Here is a 19,723-nt window from a genome sequence, read left to right as displayed (position 1 = left end):
GACTAGTGTGGCGGAAAGCGGGGGAAAGATGCCAGTCATTTTGAAAAAGTATGATCGTCGTCCTAGTTTATGATGATAATTTTCACTATTAAATATTTATGTGGTAAAAATTTTCATCGTTCAATGAGGGGATGAAAAAATGATGCAAATATTCAGTGGGGCTTCTTCAGGGGGATGGTTTGAAAAAGCGCAGCGCTTTGGCAAATCCTTTATGTTGCCGATTGCCGTGTTGCCTGCGGCGGGTCTGCTGCTGGGGATAGGCGGCGCGCTATCCAATCCCAACACGCTTACAGCCTATCCGTTTTTAGACGTGAGCTGGCTGCAGGCCATTTTCACCATCATGAGCAGCGCAGGATCCATCGTGTTTGCGAACCTCTCGGTGCTGTTTGCCGTTGGGGTGGCCGTCGGGCTGGCAAAAAGCGATAAGGGCACGGCCGGGCTGGCGGCATTACTCGCGTTTCTGGTGATGAATGCCACCATCAACGCGCTGCTGATCCTCACCGGCAAACTGGCGCAGGAGAATCCGGGGGCCGTGGGGCAGGGCATGACGCTGGGTATTCAGACGCTGGAAACCGGCGTGTTTGGCGGCGTGGTGATTGGACTGGTGACCTGCGCACTCCATCATCGGTTTAATAAAATTGCGCTTCCACAGTTCCTCGGGTTCTTTGGCGGCTCGCGCTTTGTCCCCATTATCAGCTCCCTGGCGGCGATACTCGTCGGTGCGCTCATGACCGTGGTCTGGCCGCATTTCCAGAAGCTGATTTTTGGTCTGGGCGGGCTGGTGGATGCTACGGGTTATCTGGGCACCCTGCTGTACGGCTTTATTCTCCGCATGCTGGGCCCGTTTGGTTTGCACCACATCTTCTATCTGCCTTTCTGGACTACCGCGCTTGGCGGGAGTGAAATCGTCAACGGACACCTCGTGGAAGGCACGCAGCGGATCTTCTTCGCCCAGCTGGCCGACCCGAACACGCAGCATTTCTATGAGGGCACGTCACGCTTCATGTCCGGGCGCTTTATTACGATGATGTTTGGCCTGCTCGGGGCGTGCCTGGCGATGTACCACACGGCAAAACCCGAGAACAAAAAGCGCGTTGCCGGGCTGCTGCTTTCTGCGGCGTTAACCTCGTTCCTGACGGGGATTACCGAGCCTATTGAGTTCTCCTTCCTGTTTATTGCGCCGGTGCTTTACGTCATTCATGCGCTGTTTGACGGGCTGGCATTCATGCTCGCGCACATGCTGCATATCACCATCGGGCAAACCTTCTCCGGCGGCTTCATCGACTTCGTGCTGTTCGGCATTTTACAGGGAGAGGCCAAAACCAACTGGATGTTCGTACCGCTGGTCGGCGTACCGTGGTTCTTCCTTTACTACTTTACCTTCCGCTATCTGATTAACCGTTTTGATTTCGCCACGCCGGGTCGGGAAAAGGAGGCGATGGCTGACGAGGTCAGCCTGACGCAAAACGAACGCGCCGCTGCGGTGATCGCTGGATTAGGCGGAAAAGACAATCTGGAAGAGGTGGACTGCTGCGCCACGCGTCTTCGCGTTACGGTCAAGGACGGCAGCAAAGTGAATGACTCGGCGCTGAAAGCCACCGGGGCGCGCGGCGTTATCGTGCGCGGTAACGGTGTTCAGGTCATCTATGGCCCGCACGTCACGATTATCAAAAACGAAGTGGAAGAGATCTTATCGTAATGAAAACTGTACTGGATACCCTGAAGGGAAAACTGGTCGTCTCCTGTCAGGCGCTGGAAAATGAACCGCTGCATAGCCCGTTTATTATGTCGCGAATGGCGCTGGCAGCGGCACAGGGCGGGGCCGCCGCAATTCGTGCCAACAGCGTGGTGGATATCGAGGCCATTAAGCAGCAGGTCTCTTTGCCTGTTATCGGCATCATCAAACGGGATTACCCGGAAAGCGAGGTATTTATCACCGCGACAATGAAAGAGGTGGATGAGCTCATGGCCGTCTCTCCGGAAATCATTGCGCTTGATGCGACGGCGCGGGAGCGTCCCGGTGGGGAATTACTGGAAACGCTGGTCACGCGCATCCGCTCACGCTATCCCGCGGTGCTGCTGATGGCGGATATTTCAACGGTCGAAGAGGCCGTGACGGCGCAGGCGCTGGGCTTCGACTGCGTCGGCACCACGCTTTACGGCTACACGGCGGAAACGGTGGGCCATTCGCTTCCGGAGAACGACTGCGCGTTCCTGAAGGCCGTGTTGGCCGCCGTGACGGTGCCCGTAATTGCCGAAGGCAACGTGGATACGCCTGAACGCGCGGCCAGATGCCTGGCGCTAGGGGCGCATACGGTCGTTGTCGGCGGTGCGATCACCCGCCCACAGCAAATTACCGAGCGCTTTATGGCGGCGATTGGCGCGCAAAGCACCGATGGAGCATGACCATCCGGCGGGGATCTGCGATACTTATCGTTTATCCCCTTTACTGAGATGACTATGCAGTACCCGATTAACGAGATGTTCCAGACCCTGCAAGGCGAGGGTTACTTTACCGGCGTTCCCGCTATTTTCATTCGTTTACAGGGATGCCCGGTTGGCTGTGCCTGGTGTGATACCAAACATACGTGGGATAAGCTCGCAGATCGGGAAGTGTCGCTGTTTAGCATTCTGGCGAAAACCAAAGAGAGCGATAAATGGGGCGCGGGCAGTTCAGAAGATCTGCTGGCCATTATTGGTCGTCAGGGCTGGACGGCGCGCCATGTGGTGATCACTGGCGGTGAGCCCTGCATCCACGATCTGACGCCGCTGACCGAGCTGCTCGAAAAGAACGGCTATAGCTGTCAGATTGAAACCAGCGGCACCCATGAAGTGCGCTGTTCACACACCACCTGGGTGACGGTATCGCCAAAAGTGAATATGCGCGGCGGGTATGACGTGCTGTCTCAGGCGCTGGAACGCGCGGATGAGATTAAGCACCCAGTTGGGCGCGTGCGTGATATCGAAGCGCTGGATGAACTGCTGGCAACGCTGACGGATGAAAAGCAGCGCGTCATTGCGCTACAGCCGATCAGCCAGAAAGACGACGCGACGCGCCTGTGCATTGAAACCTGTATTGCGCGCAACTGGCGCCTGTCGATGCAGACGCACAAGTACCTGAATATTGCCTGACCCTTTCGTGGCCCCGCCTATCGCGGGGCCCGACCTGAAGGGAGTAACGCCCAGGTCACTCCCACCGAAGCGAGACACATCGCGCTGTTGAAAAGGAGGGCATACTGTGCGGCGATGGCCATGCCCAGCGGCAGCAGCAGCGCATAGAGCGACGCGGTAACCGCGATCCCCATCGCTCCCCCCAGCGAGCTGCCCATTTTGTACACCCCCGAGGCCACCCCGACTTTGTTTTCTGGCGCGTTCATCACCGCCGTATCCGTTGACGGCGTGGCGTAACATCCCAGCCCCAGACCAAATAAAATGTTACTGAGAAAGACGGTGACGATGTAGATCTCCTTGCTTAAAAACGTGCAGGAGATGAGCGTGATGCCCGTTGCGGTCAGCAGCGGCCCGGTCATCATCGGCAGGCGCGCGCCGTAGCGCTGAAGCAGCTTTTCCCCTACCCGGATCATCGCCAGCACGGTAATCAGATATCCCAGCGTCATCATGCCGGTTTGCAGCGGCGACAGACCTTGGCCCTGCTGCAGCCAGATGCTGGCGATCATCATGGTGCCAATGCAGCCGTTGAGCAAAAAGTTAGAGAATACCGAGGCGCTGTAGGCCCGGTTTTTAAACAGGGCAAAATCAATCAGCGCCGCGTCACCCTTGCGTCGCCCGGTGAGCACAAAGCAGGCCGCTGCCAGCGCGGAGCCCCCCAGCACCAGCAGCGACAGGCCGCTGCTCCAGCCCCAGCTGTGGCCTTTGCTGATAAACAGGTTCAGCAGCACCAGCATAAGGACAAAACTCACCAGGCCGCCAATATCCAGCTTATGGCGACGTGCGCCGTCGCTTCGGCTTTCCGGCGTGCCGCGGATCAGCAGGAGTGCCATCGCCGCCACCAGCATGGAAAAAATAAAGATCCATCGCCAGCCGAGCGTGGTGGCGATGGCGCCGCCGACAAACGAGCTCAGCCCGCTGCCGCCCCATGAGCCGATGACCCAAAAGCTGATTGCCCGCTGGCGAGCGTTGCCTTGATACCAGGTTTTAATCAGCGCCAGAGTTGCGGGCATGATGCAGGCCGCTGACAGCCCCTGTATCGCTCTCCCCAGCAGAAACAGAACCGGCTCCCACGAGAAAAAAAGCAGGGCGCTGCCGATGATGCTCAGCGCGAGGCCAATGTAGGTCATACGCACGCGGCCAAACTTATCGGCAAAGCCGCCGCAGGCAACGACAAAACAGCCGCTGAATAGCGCACTGAGGCTGACCGCCAGCGTGAGGGTTTCAAGGGAGATAGTGAGGCTGTTTTTCATTGCCGGGACAACGTTTATCACCGACTGTGCAAATAACCAGAAGGTCAGAACGCTCATCACAATACCGGCCAGCAGCCGATCGTTACCGGCGTAGGTCGGTGTGCCAGTCAGGGGTACGGTACTCATCGTGCGGCCCTCCGGGGTTGGTGCGTATCAGCGCAGATAGTGCTCGGTCAACGCACTCCAGAGTGCCGCGCCGGTAAGCAGAAGCTTGTCGTTAAAGTCGTAGCCTGGGTTATGCACCATGCAGCGCTCCGGCTCATCGCCCGCGCCGAGGGTGAAGTAACAGCCGTTGGGGTTTTTCTCGAGCATGAACGCAAAATCTTCGCTTCCCATAAAGGCATTCACCGACGTGACGACATCCTGACCGAACAGGTCGGTCGCCACCGTGCGCACCATGTCATTGGCCTGCGGGCTATTGCGCAGCACCGGGCTGCCGTTCACATGACGAATCGTGGCCGTGGCGTTGAAGCTTTCAGCCTGTGCCACGGCAATGTCGTGGATTCGCTGCAGGACGGTTTGACGCACCGCTTCGTCCAGCGTGCGCACGGTCAGCTTCATTAATACCTTATCGTTGATAATATTCGGGGCATGTCCCGCCTGGATGCTGCCCACGGTTACGACGACCGGCTGGAATGGGGTGATATTCCTCGACACAATCGACTGCAGGGCGAGGGTGATATGGCAGGCAACCAGCGTGGCATCAACTGTGTGTTCCGGAACGGCGCCGTGACCCCCTACGCCGTTCACTTCAATATGAACGGTGTCAGAGGAGGCCATCATGGCGCCATCGCGCAGGCCAATTTTCCCAAGCGGCTGGGAGGGCATGTTGTGCAGGCCAAAAATATGGTCGCAGGGGAATTGTTCAAACAGGCCATCTTCAACCATGACGCGCCCGCCATACAGCAGCTCTTCGGCTGGCTGAAAAATCAGATGCAGCGTGCCGCTAAAGTTGCGGGTTCGGGCCAGATACTCTGCTGCATAAAGCAGGGTAGTGGTGTGGCCATCGTGCCCGCAGCCGTGAAATTTACCTTCAACCGTGCTGCTCCACGCTTTGCCGCTATTTTCCTGCATCGGCAGCGCATCCATATCGGCGCGCAGGCCCAGACGTTTGCTGCCGTTTCCTACCTTAAGGGTGCCGACCACCCCGGTTTTGGCCATTCCCCGGTGGACCTCATAGCCCCACTGCTCCAGGAGTGACGCGACGCGGTCGCTGGTTTTGTGCTCCTCGAAGCCTGTTTCGGGATGTCGGTGAAACTCGCGGCGTAATTCAGTGAACTGAGCCTCGGAGCCTCGCAGCGCGTCAACAATTGGATGTGTCATTTTTGTTATCCTTTTCCTGCCAAATGGTGTTAGTTTCGAGTTTATGTCGATCGCATTGCCGGAAAATGTCCTTTTTTGTTGTAAATCGACGCCTTTTTTCTGATTGTTTTTCATACGATTCGGTTATGACAAAAAAGAGTGCGTCATTTTTTGTCTTCGTGGAGGGGCGAATGGAACATCGTGGAAATGAGTTTGCGATAGCCGTTGAGGACATTCGCCTGTTCGCGCAGGATGAAGGCGATTTGCTGACGATACTGTGGGTGCTGGAAGGGCAAGCTGAACTGCAAACCGAGGCGGGACAAGAAAGGGTCCCGACAAATGGCCTTGTAGTGATAAACCGCCATCAGCGATGGAGGCTTATCAGCCAGAACGCGAATGTGACTCTGCGTGTCGTTCTATCCGGACGCTGGGTAATCCAGCTGTACAATGATTTTTTTGCCCATGATTATGCGGTTCCGGAGGAGTCAGGCGGGCGCTGGCCGCAGTGTGACGAGCTTCGGCACCTGCTGCGCCAGCTGCTGGTGGTGACGCTGGTCAACGATCCGCATCGCTACCGGCTGGAGGCGAATCGCTGGCTGAGCGAGATCCTGCTGCTGCTGATTGGTCGCTTTCAGCAGCCCGTCCGCCAGAAACCCCGGAACCAGCACGCCAACGTAAGCAAGCGCATCGCCCGTGTACTGGAGCGGATCGACGCCAGCTACACCCGCCGCATTACGTTGGCCGAAATCGCAGAGAGTGAGTTCGTCTCAGAAGCGTGGCTCTCTCGTCTCTTTCGAAAAGAGACGGGAGCCAGTTTTATGCAGTACATCACTGCCCTGCGGCTGGAAAAAGCGGCTGACGCCCTGTGTCTCACCAGCCGCCCTCTGCATCAGATTGCGCTGGAGAACGGATTTGCCAGCACACGTATGATGACCGATAGTTTCCAGCGCTATCACAATATGTCTCCGGGTGAGTTTCGTAAGGCCGGGCGTCATCGTCCCCTTGCGTTCCGCCCGCGCACGTCTGTGGATGAACAGCGTTTCCCTGTTGCGGTGGATACGTTATTTAGCCTGCTTAACGACGCGGAGACCCGCGGTTGGGAACCCTCGCCGCTAACCTACTCCCCCTGTCAGGAGCGGATACTGGATGTGCAGCAGCTTTATCCGCTCTCTTCCGCGCTGCGCCGCACGCGGCTGGTCATCACCCTGCGCGAGCTAGACGATTTGCTGCGGGAGGATGTTCGTCGGCATCTGGAGGCGCTACACGAGGCGATCCCGATTGAGGGTATTGATATCACCGAACCTTTTCTCAGCAGCCGTCTGTTCGCTACGGGGTGGGACGATCCCCAAATGGCGGGCTACGCCTGTTGGTATCATCTGCAGCAATTGTTTACCTGGGTGGCGAAAAAAGGCTGGACGGTCCTGCTGCACACGGGGGTCACTACCCGATGCGATCTCCTGACGCGCTTTTTGCAGCTTTCGGTTAACCGATTTTTGTCCGACATTACCGCTGGCTGGCACGTCGTCATGCACTGGTCTCCCCAGGCAAACGCGGAAACCCAGGAGCACGCCTGGCGGGCGCAGCGGGCGGCGCTGAGGGCCTACCTTCCGCAGGCAAAATTTGGGGTGTGGCATCGCTTCTCCCCCGATGGTAGCGAGCTGAGCGGTGACGCGCTGTTCCGTTCTGACATTCTGGACGAGGCTGATTTCCTCGCATGTCCGGCAGATGCCAACGAGCTGCTCGATCTGGCGCAGCTGGATCCCGCGCATCTTTCCTCTTCTGAAAATTACCCGGTGCTAAAGGTCCGCCAGATCCTCGCCGCCCTTCGCCAGCGGCAGCGGACGCTGCCGGTATGGTTACTCTCATGGAACACTCTTACTGGGAATACGCGGGCGACCAACGGCTGGTTTTTTCGCGGTGCGCTGTTGATGCAGAATCTGCTCGGGCTTTCAGAACAGGTATGGCTGGCGGGATTCTGGCTTAATTCTGGTTTACAGGGGGAAGCGAGGGCGAACAACACCCTCGATACATCAAGCCTTGCGCTTCAATATAATCACGGCCTTCCACGGCCCATCTATTGGGTACTCTGGCTGTGGCAGCGTCTGCGGGGAGAGGTGCTCGTTAACGACAAGAGCGTGCTGCTGCTCCGCCATCAGGGGCGATATCAGCTGCTGTTGCGTAACGTGGTGGTCTTCAATCCTCTGCTCTCCAGCGAGGAGGCCTTTATTCAGCGTTTTCGCCAGCAGTATCATCTTGAGCTGCGAGGAATGCGCGGTCACTGGCGCATAAAGAGACATTTGTTCGATCGGCACAACGGTGCGCTTTATCCGTTGCTTGAAGAAGTACACAGCGACAGCGGGCCTGATGAGGAGATGTGGCGCTGGATTGCGCACAAAGCGCGCCCAACGCTTTCCTTACGCGATGAACGGCTTTATGACGGCTGGCAAATTACAGAATCGCTGGAAAGTAACGCGCTTGTGCTCTATGAGTTCACGCCGCTAAACGTGCTTGGGGAAGAGGAGAATCACTCCCCGCGATAGATGCAGCCCGCGGTGCAGGTCTCTTTGATCATCACCGCGCTCAGCAGCGGTACCAGCGGCTTCATCTGATCCCAAATCCATTTTGCCAGCACTTCGCTGGTCGGGTTTTCAAGGCCCGGGATCTCATTCAGGTAGTAGTGATCCAGACGATCGTAGGTCGGCTTAAACGCCGCCTTCAGCTCGGCAAAATCCATGATCCAACCGGTATGCGGATCAACTTCACCGGTGATCTCAAGACGCACCATGAACGAATGCCCGTGCAGACGGCCACATTTATGTCCTTCAGGGACATGCGGAAGGTGGTGGGCGGCTTCGAAGGTGAAATCTTTAAACAGTGTGGTGGACATGATCGCTCTCAGTAATGCGGAAAAAACCGCCGCATAGTACCGGAAAGCACAATTTTTAGCATTAACTAAAACGGCTCAATAGGTACTGAGCCGCTAAATGTCCAGTTTTTGTTAATTTTATTATTATATTTCAATAGGTTAATTAATCGCTTTTACTGTTAAGAACGATAAGTAAAACAGGTTAGTCCATTTGGTTATTTATTATTTCCATCCCTTCTTTAATTGTTATTATCCTCGCCGTTAACCTTATCTTCAGTTTGGATTTATTCGCTTAAAGTCCGCTTGGCTACTGGAACATAACGACGCATGACAACACAGGCCCCACCTTCAAATTTGCTTCCCCTGAACCCGGAGCAACTGGCGCGCCTTCAGGCTGCCACCTCTGATTTTTCTCCCACTCAGCTTGCCTGGGTCTCCGGTTATTTCTGGGGAATGCTCAATCAGCAGCCTGGCGCTGTGGCGGGTGCACCGGCTACGGCCGTTGAGATTCCGGCCATTACCCTGATTTCCGCCTCGCAGACGGGCAACGCCCGCCGCGTGGCCGAAGCGCTGCGCGACGACCTGCTGGCCGCTAAACTGAACGTGAACCTGGTCAACGCCGGGGATTATAAATTCAAGCAAATCGCGTCGGAAAAACTGCTGGTGGTGGTCGCCTCTACGCAGGGTGAAGGTGAACCAGCTGAAGAAGCGGTGGCGCTGCATAAGTTCCTGTTCTCGAAAAAAGCGCCGAAGCTGGATGGGACGGCGTTTGCCGTCTTTGGCCTGGGCGATACCTCCTATGAATTCTTCTGCCAGTCCGGCAAAGACTTCGACAGCAAGCTGGCGGAGCTGGGCGCGGAGCGTCTGCTGGACCGCGTTGATGCGGATGTCGAATACCAGACCGCCGCCGCTGAATGGCGTGCCCGCATCGTTGAAGTGCTAAAAGCGCGCGTGCCGAAAGAGACCTCGACGCAGGCCGCGTTCACCGCGACGGGTGCTGTTAACGACATCCACACCAGCCCGTACACCAAAGAGGCGCCGCTGACGGCGAGCCTGTCGGTGAACCAGAAAATTACCGGCCGCGACTCGGAAAAAGACGTGCGTCATATCGAAATCGATTTAGGCGACTCGGGGCTGCGCTATCAGCCTGGCGATGCGCTGGGCGTCTGGTATCAGAACGATCCGGCGCTGGTGAAAGAGCTGGTTGAGCTGCTGTGGCTGAAAGGCGACGAGCCTGTCACCGTTGACGGCAAATCGCTGCCGTTATCCGAGGCGCTGCAGTGGCATTTCGAACTGACGGTGAACACCCCGAATATCGTCGAAAATTATGCCACCTTAACGCGCAGCGAATCCCTGCTGCCGCTGGTGGGCGACAAGGCGCAGCTGCAGCATTACGCCGCGACGACGCCGATTGTCGATATGGTGCGTTTCTCTCCGGCTCAGCTGGATGCCGATGCGCTGATCGGCCTGCTGCGTCCGCTAACCCCGCGCCTGTACTCCATCGCCTCTTCGCAGGCCGAAGTGGAGAGTGAAGTGCATGTTACCGTCGGCGTGGTGCGCTACGACATCGAAGGCCGCGCGCGCGCGGGTGGGGCGTCGAGCTTCCTGGCCGATCGCGTGGAAGAAGAGGGCGAAGTGCGCGTCTTTATCGAGCACAACGACAACTTCCGCCTGCCGGCAAACCCGGAAACACCGGTCATCATGATTGGCCCGGGCACCGGCATTGCGCCGTTCCGCGCCTTCATGCAGCAGCGCGCGGCAGACGGCGCGTCTGGTAAGAACTGGCTGTTCTTCGGCAATCCGCACTTTACCGAAGATTTCCTCTACCAGGTTGAGTGGCAGCGCTATGTGAAAGAAGGCGTACTGACCCGCATCGATCTGGCCTGGTCCCGCGACCAGAAAGAAAAAGTATACGTACAAGACAAACTGCGCGAACAGGGCGCAGAGCTGTGGCGCTGGATCAATGACGGTGCCCACATTTATGTCTGCGGCGACGCCAATCGCATGGCGAAAGACGTTGAGCAGGCACTGCTGGAAGTGATTGCCGAATTCGGCGGTATGGATGCCGAAACGGCGGATGAATTTTTAAGTGAGCTGCGCGTTGAGCGCCGTTATCAGCGAGATGTCTACTAATGAGCGAAAAACATCCAGGGCCACTGGTGGTCGAAGGTAAACTGACAGACGCCGAGCGCATGAAGCTGGAAAGCAACTATCTGCGCGGCACCATTGCTGAAGATCTGAATGACGGTCTCACCGGCGGTTTTAAAGGCGACAACTTCCTGCTGATCCGCTTCCACGGCATGTACCAGCAGGACGACCGCGACATCCGCGCCGAGCGTGCCGAGCAGAAGCTGGAGCCGCGTCACGCGATGCTGCTGCGCTGCCGTCTGCCGGGCGGGGTGATCACCACCAAGCAGTGGCAGGCGATCGACAAGTTTGCCGGTGAAAACACGATCTACGGCAGCATTCGTCTAACCAACCGTCAGACCTTCCAGTTCCACGGCATTCTGAAGAAGAACGTTAAGCCGGTGCACCAGATGCTGCACTCGGTCGGGCTGGACGCGCTGGCGACCGCCAACGACATGAACCGTAACGTGCTCTGCACCTCGAACCCGTATGAGTCCGAGCTGCACGCCGAAGCCTACGAGTGGGCGAAGAAGATCTCTGAGCACCTGCTGCCGCGTACGCGCGCCTATGCCGAGATTTGGCTCGATCAGGAAAAAGTCGCGACCACCGACGAAGAACCGATCCTTGGCCAGACCTACCTGCCGCGCAAGTTTAAAACCACGGTAGTGATCCCGCCGCAGAACGATATCGACCTGCACGCCAACGACATGAACTTCGTGGCGATAGCCGAAAACGGCAAGCTGGTGGGCTTTAACCTGCTGGTGGGCGGCGGCCTGTCCATCGAACATGGTAACAAGAAAACCTACGCCCGTACCGCGAGCGAGTTCGGCTTCCTGCCGCTCGAGCATACGCTGGCCGTGGCGGAAGCGGTGGTGACGACCCAGCGCGACTGGGGTAACCGTACCGATCGTAAAAACGCGAAAACCAAATACACCCTGGAGCGCGTGGGCGTGGAGACGTTCAAAGCGGAAGTGGAGCGTCGTGCGGGCATCAAATTTGAGCCGATCCGCCCTTACGAATTCACCGGTCGCGGCGATCGCATTGGCTGGGTAAAAGGCATCGACAATAAATGGCACCTGACGCTGTTTATTGAAAACGGCCGTATTCTGGATTATCCGGGACGTCCGCTGAAAACCGGTCTGCTGGAAATTGCGAAGATCCACAAAGGTGAGTTCCGCATTACCGCTAACCAGAACCTGATTATTGCCGGCGTGCCGGAAAGCCAGAAGGCGAAGATCGAGAAGCTGGCGCGCGAACACGGGTTAATGGATGCGGTTAAGCCGCAGCGTGAAAACTCGATGGCCTGCGTATCGTTCCCGACCTGCCCGCTGGCTATGGCCGAAGCGGAACGTTTCCTGCCGTCGTTTACCGACAAAGTGGAAGCGATTCTGGAAAAACACGGCATTCCGGACGAGCATATTGTTATGCGCGTCACCGGTTGTCCGAACGGCTGTGGTCGCGCGATGCTGGCCGAGCTTGGTCTGGTGGGGAAAGCGCCGGGGCGCTATAACCTGCATCTGGGCGGTAACCGTATCGGCACGCGCATTCCGCGCATGTTCCGCGAGAACATCACCGAGCCGGAAATTCTTGATTCCATCGACGAGCTTGTCGGGCGCTGGGCGAAAGAGCGCGAAGCGGGTGAAGGCTTCGGCGACTTTACGGTGCGTGCGGGCATCATTCGCCCGGTGCTCGATCCCGCAAGGGATTTCTGGGAGTAACCACGAGAGGTAACTATGTCCGAACTCGATCTAAACGCCCTTAATGACCTGCCAAAAGTCGAACGTATTCTGGCGCTGGCAGAAACCAATGCTCACCTTGAAAAGCTGGACGCCGAAGGGCGCGTGGCGTGGGCGCTGGAAAACCTGCCGGGAGAATATGTGCTCTCGTCGAGCTTTGGTATTCAGGCGGCGGTCAGCCTGCATCTGGTGAATCAGATCCGTCCGGACATTCCGGTGATCCTCACCGATACCGGCTACCTGTTCCCGGAAACCTACCAGTTTATTGACGAGCTGACGGACAAGCTCAAGCTGAACCTTAAGGTCTACCGCGCGACGGAAAGCGCGGCCTGGCAGGAGGCGCGCTACGGTAAGCTGTGGGAACAGGGCGTTGAGGGCATTGAGAAATACAATGAGATCAACAAGGTCGAGCCGATGAACCGGGCGCTGAAAGAGCTTAATGCTCAGACGTGGTTTGCGGGCCTGCGCCGCGAGCAGTCCGGCAGCCGGGCAACCTTACCGGTGCTGGCGGTGCAGCGCGGCGTGTTTAAAGTGCTGCCGATTATCGACTGGGATAACCGGACGGTGTACCAGTATCTGCAAAAACACGGGCTGAAGTACCATCCGCTGTGGGATCAGGGCTATCTGTCAGTGGGGGATACCCACACCACGCGTAAGTGGGAACCGGGAATGGCGGAAGAAGAGACGCGATTCTTCGGGCTGAAGCGCGAGTGCGGGCTGCACGAAGGGTGATCCTTTATCCACCCTCTCCCTGTGGGAGAGGGTTGGGGTGAGGGCATCAGGCCCCGCTATACTTAAAAACCTCAGGCTTTCCCCGCTTTCGCCAGCTCCTTCACCAGCGGCAACATCACCTTCACTATATCACGGCTGCGGTGTTCAATCCGCTGCGGCAGCGCGCGATCGATGTGCTGCTGATTATCCAGCATCACGTTGTGCCAGCTTGTCCCGTCCGGGAAGGCTTTCGATTTAGCCCGCTGCTGGTAGCCATCTTTTTTGCCCAGCGCCCAGTTTGTCGCTTCCACATACAGCACAGGAATGCCCGCCTTATCGAACACTTCCCCGTCGTTGCAGCAGCCTGTTCCTCGCGGATAATCCGGGTTACCGCCGGGATTGCTGGTGGCATAAACGCCATGGCTGCGGGCAATCGCCAGCGCACGGTCGCGCGTCAGTTTTCGCACGGTACCCGGTGTACTCTGCCCGCTGTTGAAATAGAGCTTGTCGCCGACGATCAGGTTGTCGAGGTTGATCACCAGCAGCGTATTTTTCTTCTCCTCGGCGCTCATGCGTTTAAGGAGATTCTCAGCGCCGAGTTTGCCCTCTTCTTCACCGCTGGTGGCAACAAAACGAATGCCATATTGGGTGGGAATATCTTTCATCCGCTCGGCCAGTTCGAGCATCACGCCCAGGCCTGCAGCGTTGTCGTCCATGCCCTGCAGCGTCAGCCCGCCGAGGTTGTTATCCGTGTCGGCATCGCTCATCGGAGCGTAGGTATCAAGGTGCGCCATAATAATAATTTGCTCTTTTGCGCTGCCTTCGTGGGCCGCAATTACCGTACTGCCGGTCACGTTATGCCAGTTTTTCGTTTTATTTCGCGAGGTATAGACGTAGCGGCTGTGAAACGACCGGATGTCGCTCTGGTAACCCATCTCAGCAAACTGCTGGCGAAGATAGTCCGCGGAGAGCATTTCCGCAGGCGAACCGGTCATGCGGCCAGGGAAAACGGTGGCAATATGCCGCGCCTGCATATTGGCGATTTCACCATAAGGTTGGTTTTTTGCCTGAGCAGGAAGAATAAAGCAAACGCCGAGCGCCAGGGCAGCAATACGGTGGCGCGTTGCGGAAAACATAGTGAGTCCTTAAAAACAGAGCAAAATAATAACCCGCCTAGTATGAAACTGTGATCGTCCATACACAATTTGAATTGCTCTTAAATGCCCGAAATTTCGCGCGTTAAGCACTTTTTGGTATTAGCATTTTCACGGCGTTATTCCATTGAGTAACTACTCATTCCAATTCGTAATTTCATTCGGTCTAAGCCGCCCCCTATAGTCCCTCTATTCCTCGTTGTTAGTGAGTTGTTGCCTGTGGACTATCTGCCCTTATTTGCTGCGATTAAAGAGAAACCGGTGCTGGTTGTTGGCACGGGTGAAATCGCCGATCGCAAAATCGCGTTTCTGCAGCGCGCAGGGGCCCAGGTGCAGGTCGTTGCAGAGGCAGATTTTCACGAGTCACAAATCGACAGCGTGGTGCTGGTTATTGCGGCGACCGAAGATCGTGAACTGAACCGGCGGATCTCCGACGCCGCGCAGGCCCGTTATCGCCTTGTGAACGTGGTGGACGACCAGCCGTTGTGCTCGTTTATCTTTCCGTCGATCGTTGACCGTTCGCCGCTGCTGGTGGCGATCTCCTCCGGCGGTACCGCACCGGTGCTGGCGCGCGTGCTGCGTGAAAAAATCGAAGCGCTGCTGCCGACCAGCCTCGGGCGCATGGCGGAGAAAGCCAGCTACTGGCGTAACCACCTGAAAACCCGCCTGACCAGCGTGACTGAACGCCGTCGCTTCTGGGAACGCGTGTTTCGCGGCCGCTTCGCCAGCCTGATGCATGCCGGCAATGAAACGGCTGCGCAGAAAATCCTCGAGGATGAACTGGATAACCCCGGCAGCACGGGCGGGGAGATCATCCTGGTAGGCGCGGGGCCTGGCGATGCCGGGCTCCTGACGCTGCGCGGCCTGCAGGTGCTGCAGGACGCGGACGTCGTGTTCTACGACCATCTGGTCACCGACGGCGTGCGCGAGCTGATCCGTCGCGACGCGGAGCAAATCTGCGTGGGCAAACGGGCAGGCGAGCACTCGGTGCCGCAGCACGACACCAACCAGATGCTGGTTGACGCTGCCAAAGCGGGCAAAACCGTGGTGCGCCTGAAGGGGGGCGACCCGTTCATTTTCGGACGCGGCGGCGAAGAGCTGCAGGCGGCAGCCGAAGCGGGCGTACCGTTCCAGGTGGTGCCCGGCATCACGGCGGCCTCTGCGGTGACGGCCTACGCCGGTATTCCGCTGACCCATCGCGATTACGCCCAGAGCGTCACCTTTGTGACCGGCCACTACAAGGCCGACAGTACGCCGTTTGACTGGTCGCATCTCGCCCAGAGCCGCCAGACGCTGGCGATATACATGGGCACGATGAAGGCGGCGGATATCAGCGAACAGCTTATTCAGCACGGTCGCGAGGCGACGACGCCCGTTGCCGTCATTTCTCGCGGCACGCGCGTCGATCAGCACGTTGCGACGGGCACGCTGGAATATCTTGCAACCCTGGCGAAAGACGCCCCTATGCCCGCCCTGATAGTGGTGGGTGAAGTGGTGCAGCTGCACAGCACGCTCGCCTGGTTCCAACACACAACCGATACAGAAGGCTTTGGCTCTTCTGTTGTAAATTTGGCTTAAGGAACGGTTATGGACCAAAAACGTCTTACACACCTGCGGCAGCTTGAAGCGGAGAGTATCCATATCATCCGCGAAGTGGCCGCCGAGTTTTCTAACCCGGTGATGATGTACTCCATCGGTAAAGATTCCAGCGTCATGCTGCATCTGGCGCGTAAAGCGTTTTATCCGGGTACGCTGCCGTTCCCGCTGCTGCACGTGGATACCGGCTGGAAATTCCGCGAAATGTACGAGTTCCGCGATCGTACCGCGAAAGCCTACGGCTGCGAGCTGCTGGTGCACAAAAACCCGGAAGGGGTGGCGATGGGCATTAACCCGTTCGTGCACGGCAGCGCCAAACATACCGATATCATGAAGACCGAAGGGCTGAAGCAGGCGCTGAATAAATACGGTTTTGACGCGGCCTTCGGCGGCGCGCGCCGTGACGAAGAGAAATCCCGCGCCAAAGAGCGTATCTACTCCTTCCGCGACCGCTTCCACCGCTGGGACCCAAAAAACCAGCGCCCGGAGCTGTGGCACAACTACAACGGCCAGATCAACAAGGGCGAAAGCATCCGCGTCTTCCCGCTCTCCAACTGGACCGAGCTGGATATCTGGCAGTATATCTATCTGGAAAACATCGAGATCGTTCCGCTGTACCTGGCCGCCGAGCGCCCTGTGCTGGAGCGTGACGGCATGCTGATGATGATCGACGACGATCGCATCGACCTGCAGCCGGGTGAAGTGATCAAAAAACAGATGGTGCGTTTCCGCACCCTCGGCTGCTGGCCGCTGACCGGCGCGGTGGAATCCAACGCCCAGACGCTGCCGGAGATCATCGAAGAGATGCTGGTGTCGACCACCAGCGAGCGACAGGGGCGCGTGATTGACCGCGACCAGGCAGGCTCCATGGAGCTGAAGAAACGTCAGGGTTATTTCTAAGGAGCCGCCATGAATACCACTATTGCTCAACAAATTGCCAACGAAGGCGGCGTGGAAGCGTATCTGCACGCGCAACAACACAAAAGCCTGCTGCGTTTTCTGACCTGCGGCAGCGTGGATGACGGGAAAAGTACCCTGATTGGCCGCCTGCTGCACGATACGCGCCAGATTTACGAAGATCAGCTCTCTTCCCTGCATAACGACAGTAAACGTCACGGTACCCAGGGCGAAAAGCTGGATCTGGCGCTGCTGGTTGACGGCCTGCAGGCGGAGCGCGAGCAGGGCATCACCATCGATGTGGCCTACCGCTATTTCTCTACCGAGAAGCGCAAATTTATTATCGCCGACACCCCGGGGCACGAACAGTACACCCGCAATATGGCGACCGGCGCGTCGACCTGCGACCTGGCGATCCTGCTGATGGACGCGCGTAAAGGCGTGCTGGATCAGACCCGTCGCCACAGCTTTATCTCGACGCTGCTGGGGATCAAACACCTGGTGGTGGCGGTCAACAAGATGGATCTGGTGAACTTCAGCGAAGAAAAATTCGAGGAGATCCGCCAGAGCTATCTGACCTTTGCTGAACAGCTGCCGGGCAACCTGGATATCCGCTTTGTGCCGCTCTCGGCGCTGGAAGGGGATAACGTCGCGTCCCAAAGCGCGAACATGCCGTGGTACAGCGGCCCGACGCTGCTGGAAGTGCTGGAAACGGTTGAAATTCAGCGCGTGGTCGACACCCAGCCGATGCGCTTCCCGGTGCAGTACGTGAACCGTCCAAATCTCGATTTCCGCGGTTTCTCCGGCACCCTAGCGTCAGGCTCTGTACAGGTTGGCCAGCGCGTCAAGGTGCTGCCATCCGGCGTGGAGTCCACCATCGCCCGTATCGTCACCTTTGACGGTGACCTGCAGGAAGCGGGGGCCGGTGAAGCCGTAACGCTGGTGCTGAAAGACGAAATTGATATCAGCCGGGGCGATCTTCTGGTAGACGCGCAGGAAACGCTGGCGGCGGTACAGGGCGCGTCCGTTGATGTGGTGTGGATGGCCGAACAGCCGCTGACCGCTGGCCAGAGCTATGACATCAAAATTGCCGGCAAGAAAACCCGCGCCCGCGTGGACGGCATTCAGTTCCAGGTGGATATCAACAACCTGACCCAGCGTGACGTCACCGAGCTGCCACTGAACGGCATTGGTCTGGTCGATCTGACCTTCGACGAACCGCTGGTTTTGGATCCGTATCAGCAAAATCCGGTGACGGGCGGGCTTATCTTTATTGACCGCCTGACGAACGTCACCGTCGGCGCGGGGATGGTCCGTGAGCCAAACGAACAGGCGTCCGCGGCTTCAGAATTCAGCGCCTTTGAGCTGGAACTGAACGCGCTGGTGCGTAAACACTTCCCGCACTGGGGCGCGCGCGATCTGCTGGGAGGCAAGTAATGGCTGCCCATGATGAGAACGTCGTCTGGCATCCTCATCCGGTCACCGTTGCCCAGCGCGAACAGCTCCACGGTCACCGTGGGGTTGTGCTGTGGTTTACCGGGCTGTCCGGCTCGGGTAAATCGACGGTGGCGGGCGCGCTGGAAGAGGCATTGCATCAGCATGGCGTAAGCACGTACCTGCTGGATGGCGACAACGTGCGCCATGGCCTATGTAGCGATTTAGGGTTCAGCGACGACGACCGCAAAGAGAACATCCGCCGGGTGGGCGAAGTGGCCAGCCTGATGGCCGACGCCGGGCTGGTGGTGCTGACCGCGTTTATCTCTCCGCACCGCGCCGAGCGCCAGATGGTGCGCGAACGCGTCGGTCAGGATCGCTTTATCGAGGTGTTTGTCGATACGCCGCTGGAGATTTGCGAAGCGCGCGACCCGAAAGGGCTATACAAAAAAGCGCGTGCCGGAGAATTGCGCAACTTCACCGGAATTGACGCGGTATACGAAGCGCCTGAATCGCCTGAAATTCACCTGGAAGGTCAACAATTGGTAACAAATTTAGTAAGCCAATTATTAGACCTGCTCAGACGGGACGATATTATCAGATCCTGAGACGGTATCGTTCGGGAGCTGTCTTCCCGAACGATGAGTCACGGTCACAGGACTAGCTATGCGCAACAGTGAACATTACATCACCACAACCGGGTCGGAGCCGCTTGCGACCGACGACGAAACGACCTGGTCATTTCCTGGGGCCATCATTGGCTTCGTCTCATGGCTGCTGGCGCTGGGTATTCCGTTTCTCATCTACGGCGGCAACACGCTGTTCTTCTTTCTCTACACCTGGCCTTTCTTTCTGGCGCTGATGCCCGTGGCGGTTGTCGTCGGCATTGCGCTGCACTCGCTGCTCAACGGTAAGCTCCTCTACAGCACCGTGGTCACGATTGTGACGGTGGTTCTGATGTTTGGTCTGTTATTTTTGTGGCTCATGGGCTAACTTCAGCCATAATTCAAACCGTAACCAACTGTGTAACGATATTGTGCAGGACGATTCTGCGGAAAAAATGTGGTACATTTGCCCGCGATGTTGCGGCATCTCTGTTACCCCGGCGTAGTGCTCTGGGGAAGTCTTGGGATGATGATGCCGTTTTTCAGGGGGCAGGATGGGTAAACTAACGCTGCTGTTGCTGGCTTTGCTAATCTGGCTGCAATATTCGCTGTGGTTCGGTAAGAACGGACTGCACGACTATAGCCGGGTGAGCGATGACGTCGCGGCTCAGCAGGCAACAAACGCCAAACTTAAGGCGCGAAACGATCAACTCTTCGCTGAAATTGATGACCTCAATGGCGGGCAAGAGGCGATTGAGGAACGCGCACGCAATGAACTCAGTATGACTAAGCCGGGCGAAACCTTTTATCGTCTGGTTCCGGATGCGTCTAAACGCAATCAGGGCTCAGCACAAAACAATCGATAATCAGGCCC

17 protein-coding genes are annotated in these 19,723 nt (G+C 57.5%); 13 read left to right on the top strand and 4 right to left on the bottom strand.

Going from position 1 to position 19,723, the window contains the following annotated elements:
• Positions 1-139: 139 nt before the first annotated feature.
• Genes KGP22_RS17825 through queE form a run of 3 tightly spaced genes read left to right on the top strand, consistent with a single transcriptional unit; the run spans position 140 to position 3,132 of the window.
• Positions 140-1,699 (top strand): PTS transporter subunit EIIC, encoded by a 1,560-nt coding sequence (locus tag KGP22_RS17825; RefSeq protein ID WP_223580417.1) that lies wholly within the window; start codon positions 140-142, stop codon positions 1,697-1,699.
• Positions 1,699-2,406: an N-acetylmannosamine-6-phosphate 2-epimerase gene (locus KGP22_RS17820; RefSeq protein ID WP_223580414.1), complete on the top strand. Its 708-nt coding sequence runs from the start codon at positions 1,699-1,701 to the stop codon at positions 2,404-2,406. The genes KGP22_RS17825 and KGP22_RS17820 overlap by 1 nt, the downstream gene beginning before the upstream one ends.
• Positions 2,407-2,460: 54 nt before the next feature.
• The gene (queE, locus tag KGP22_RS17815; RefSeq protein WP_023333236.1) at positions 2,461-3,132 is read left to right on the top strand and encodes a 7-carboxy-7-deazaguanine synthase QueE; all 672 of its coding nucleotides are present in this window, start codon (positions 2,461-2,463) and stop codon (positions 3,130-3,132) included.
• Positions 3,133-3,149: 17 nt separating this feature from the next.
• On the opposite strand, the gene KGP22_RS17810 is transcribed toward queE, so the two are convergent.
• Both KGP22_RS17810 and KGP22_RS17805 read right to left on the bottom strand, forming a co-directional pair.
• Positions 3,150-4,547 carry an MFS transporter gene (locus KGP22_RS17810; protein ID WP_223580412.1) on the bottom strand — a complete coding sequence of 466 codons (1,398 nt, stop codon included), beginning with the start codon at positions 4,545-4,547 and terminating at the stop codon, positions 3,150-3,152.
• A gap of 27 nt (positions 4,548-4,574) precedes the next feature.
• Positions 4,575-5,744 carry a M20 aminoacylase family protein gene (locus KGP22_RS17805; RefSeq protein ID WP_223580410.1) on the bottom strand — a complete coding sequence of 390 codons (1,170 nt, stop codon included), beginning with the start codon at positions 5,742-5,744 and terminating at the stop codon, positions 4,575-4,577.
• A 170-nt stretch (positions 5,745-5,914) separates the two neighbouring features.
• On the opposite strand from KGP22_RS17805, the gene KGP22_RS17800 reads away from it, so the two are divergent.
• Positions 5,915-8,263, top strand: a complete 2,349-nt coding sequence (locus KGP22_RS17800; protein ID WP_223580408.1) for a helix-turn-helix domain-containing protein — start codon at positions 5,915-5,917, stop codon at positions 8,261-8,263.
• Here KGP22_RS17800 and queD read toward each other — a convergent pair.
• On the bottom strand, positions 8,248-8,610 hold the full coding sequence (gene queD, locus KGP22_RS17795; RefSeq protein WP_111965448.1) for a 6-carboxytetrahydropterin synthase QueD: 363 nt from the start codon (positions 8,608-8,610) through the stop codon (positions 8,248-8,250). The two genes, KGP22_RS17800 and queD, sit on opposite strands and share 16 nt — an antisense overlap.
• Positions 8,611-8,916: 306 nt before the next feature.
• Between queD and cysJ the strand changes: the two genes are divergently transcribed.
• Genes cysJ through cysH form a run of 3 tightly spaced genes read left to right on the top strand, consistent with a single transcriptional unit; the run spans position 8,917 to position 13,184 of the window.
• A complete protein-coding gene (cysJ, locus tag KGP22_RS17790) occupies positions 8,917-10,722 on the top strand; it encodes an NADPH-dependent assimilatory sulfite reductase flavoprotein subunit (RefSeq protein ID WP_149366639.1) in 1,806 nt (601 codons plus the stop codon).
• On the top strand, positions 10,722-12,434 hold the full coding sequence (cysI, locus tag KGP22_RS17785; protein WP_008499617.1) for an assimilatory sulfite reductase (NADPH) hemoprotein subunit: 1,713 nt from the start codon (positions 10,722-10,724) through the stop codon (positions 12,432-12,434). Before cysJ ends, cysI begins: the two co-directional genes overlap by 1 nt.
• A gap of 15 nt (positions 12,435-12,449) precedes the next feature.
• Positions 12,450-13,184 carry a phosphoadenosine phosphosulfate reductase gene (cysH, locus tag KGP22_RS17780; RefSeq protein ID WP_111965450.1) on the top strand — a complete coding sequence of 245 codons (735 nt, stop codon included), beginning with the start codon at positions 12,450-12,452 and terminating at the stop codon, positions 13,182-13,184.
• Positions 13,185-13,255: 71 nt separating this feature from the next.
• Here cysH and KGP22_RS17775 read toward each other — a convergent pair whose 3' ends face one another.
• Positions 13,256-14,299, bottom strand: a complete 1,044-nt coding sequence (locus KGP22_RS17775; protein ID WP_111965451.1) for an aminopeptidase — start codon at positions 14,297-14,299, stop codon at positions 13,256-13,258.
• A 246-nt stretch (positions 14,300-14,545) separates the two neighbouring features.
• Here KGP22_RS17775 and cysG point away from each other — a divergent pair, with 246 nt between their 5' ends.
• From cysG to ftsB, 6 genes are all read left to right on the top strand, one after another.
• Complete coding sequence (gene cysG / locus KGP22_RS17770) at positions 14,546-15,895, top strand: siroheme synthase CysG (protein ID WP_223582469.1); 1,350 nt, start codon at positions 14,546-14,548, stop codon at positions 15,893-15,895.
• Between the two features lie 9 nt (positions 15,896-15,904).
• Entirely contained in the window at positions 15,905-16,813 is a 909-nt protein-coding gene (cysD, locus tag KGP22_RS17765; protein ID WP_008499613.1) for a sulfate adenylyltransferase subunit CysD, read from the top strand.
• Positions 16,814-16,822: 9 nt separating this feature from the next.
• On the top strand, positions 16,823-18,247 hold the full coding sequence (cysN, locus tag KGP22_RS17760) for a sulfate adenylyltransferase subunit CysN (RefSeq protein WP_223580406.1): 1,425 nt from the start codon (positions 16,823-16,825) through the stop codon (positions 18,245-18,247).
• Positions 18,247-18,852, top strand: coding sequence for an adenylyl-sulfate kinase (cysC, locus tag KGP22_RS17755; protein WP_111965454.1), 606 nt, complete (start codon positions 18,247-18,249; stop codon positions 18,850-18,852). Before cysN ends, cysC begins: the two co-directional genes overlap by 1 nt.
• A gap of 58 nt (positions 18,853-18,910) precedes the next feature.
• Positions 18,911-19,237 carry a DUF3561 family protein gene (locus tag KGP22_RS17750; RefSeq protein WP_008499610.1) on the top strand — a complete coding sequence of 109 codons (327 nt, stop codon included), beginning with the start codon at positions 18,911-18,913 and terminating at the stop codon, positions 19,235-19,237.
• Between the two features lie 166 nt (positions 19,238-19,403).
• Positions 19,404-19,715: a cell division protein FtsB gene (gene ftsB, locus KGP22_RS17745; RefSeq protein WP_008499609.1), complete on the top strand. Its 312-nt coding sequence runs from the start codon at positions 19,404-19,406 to the stop codon at positions 19,713-19,715.
• The last annotated feature ends 8 nt before the right edge of the window (positions 19,716-19,723 follow it).

This window comes from Enterobacter sp. JBIWA005 (assembly GCF_019968805.1).
GTDB lineage: Bacteria > Pseudomonadota > Gammaproteobacteria > Enterobacterales > Enterobacteriaceae > Enterobacter > Enterobacter vonholyi.
The sequence above is the reverse complement of the archived record's forward strand: the minus strand, read 5'-3'. Positions and strand labels throughout refer to the sequence as shown.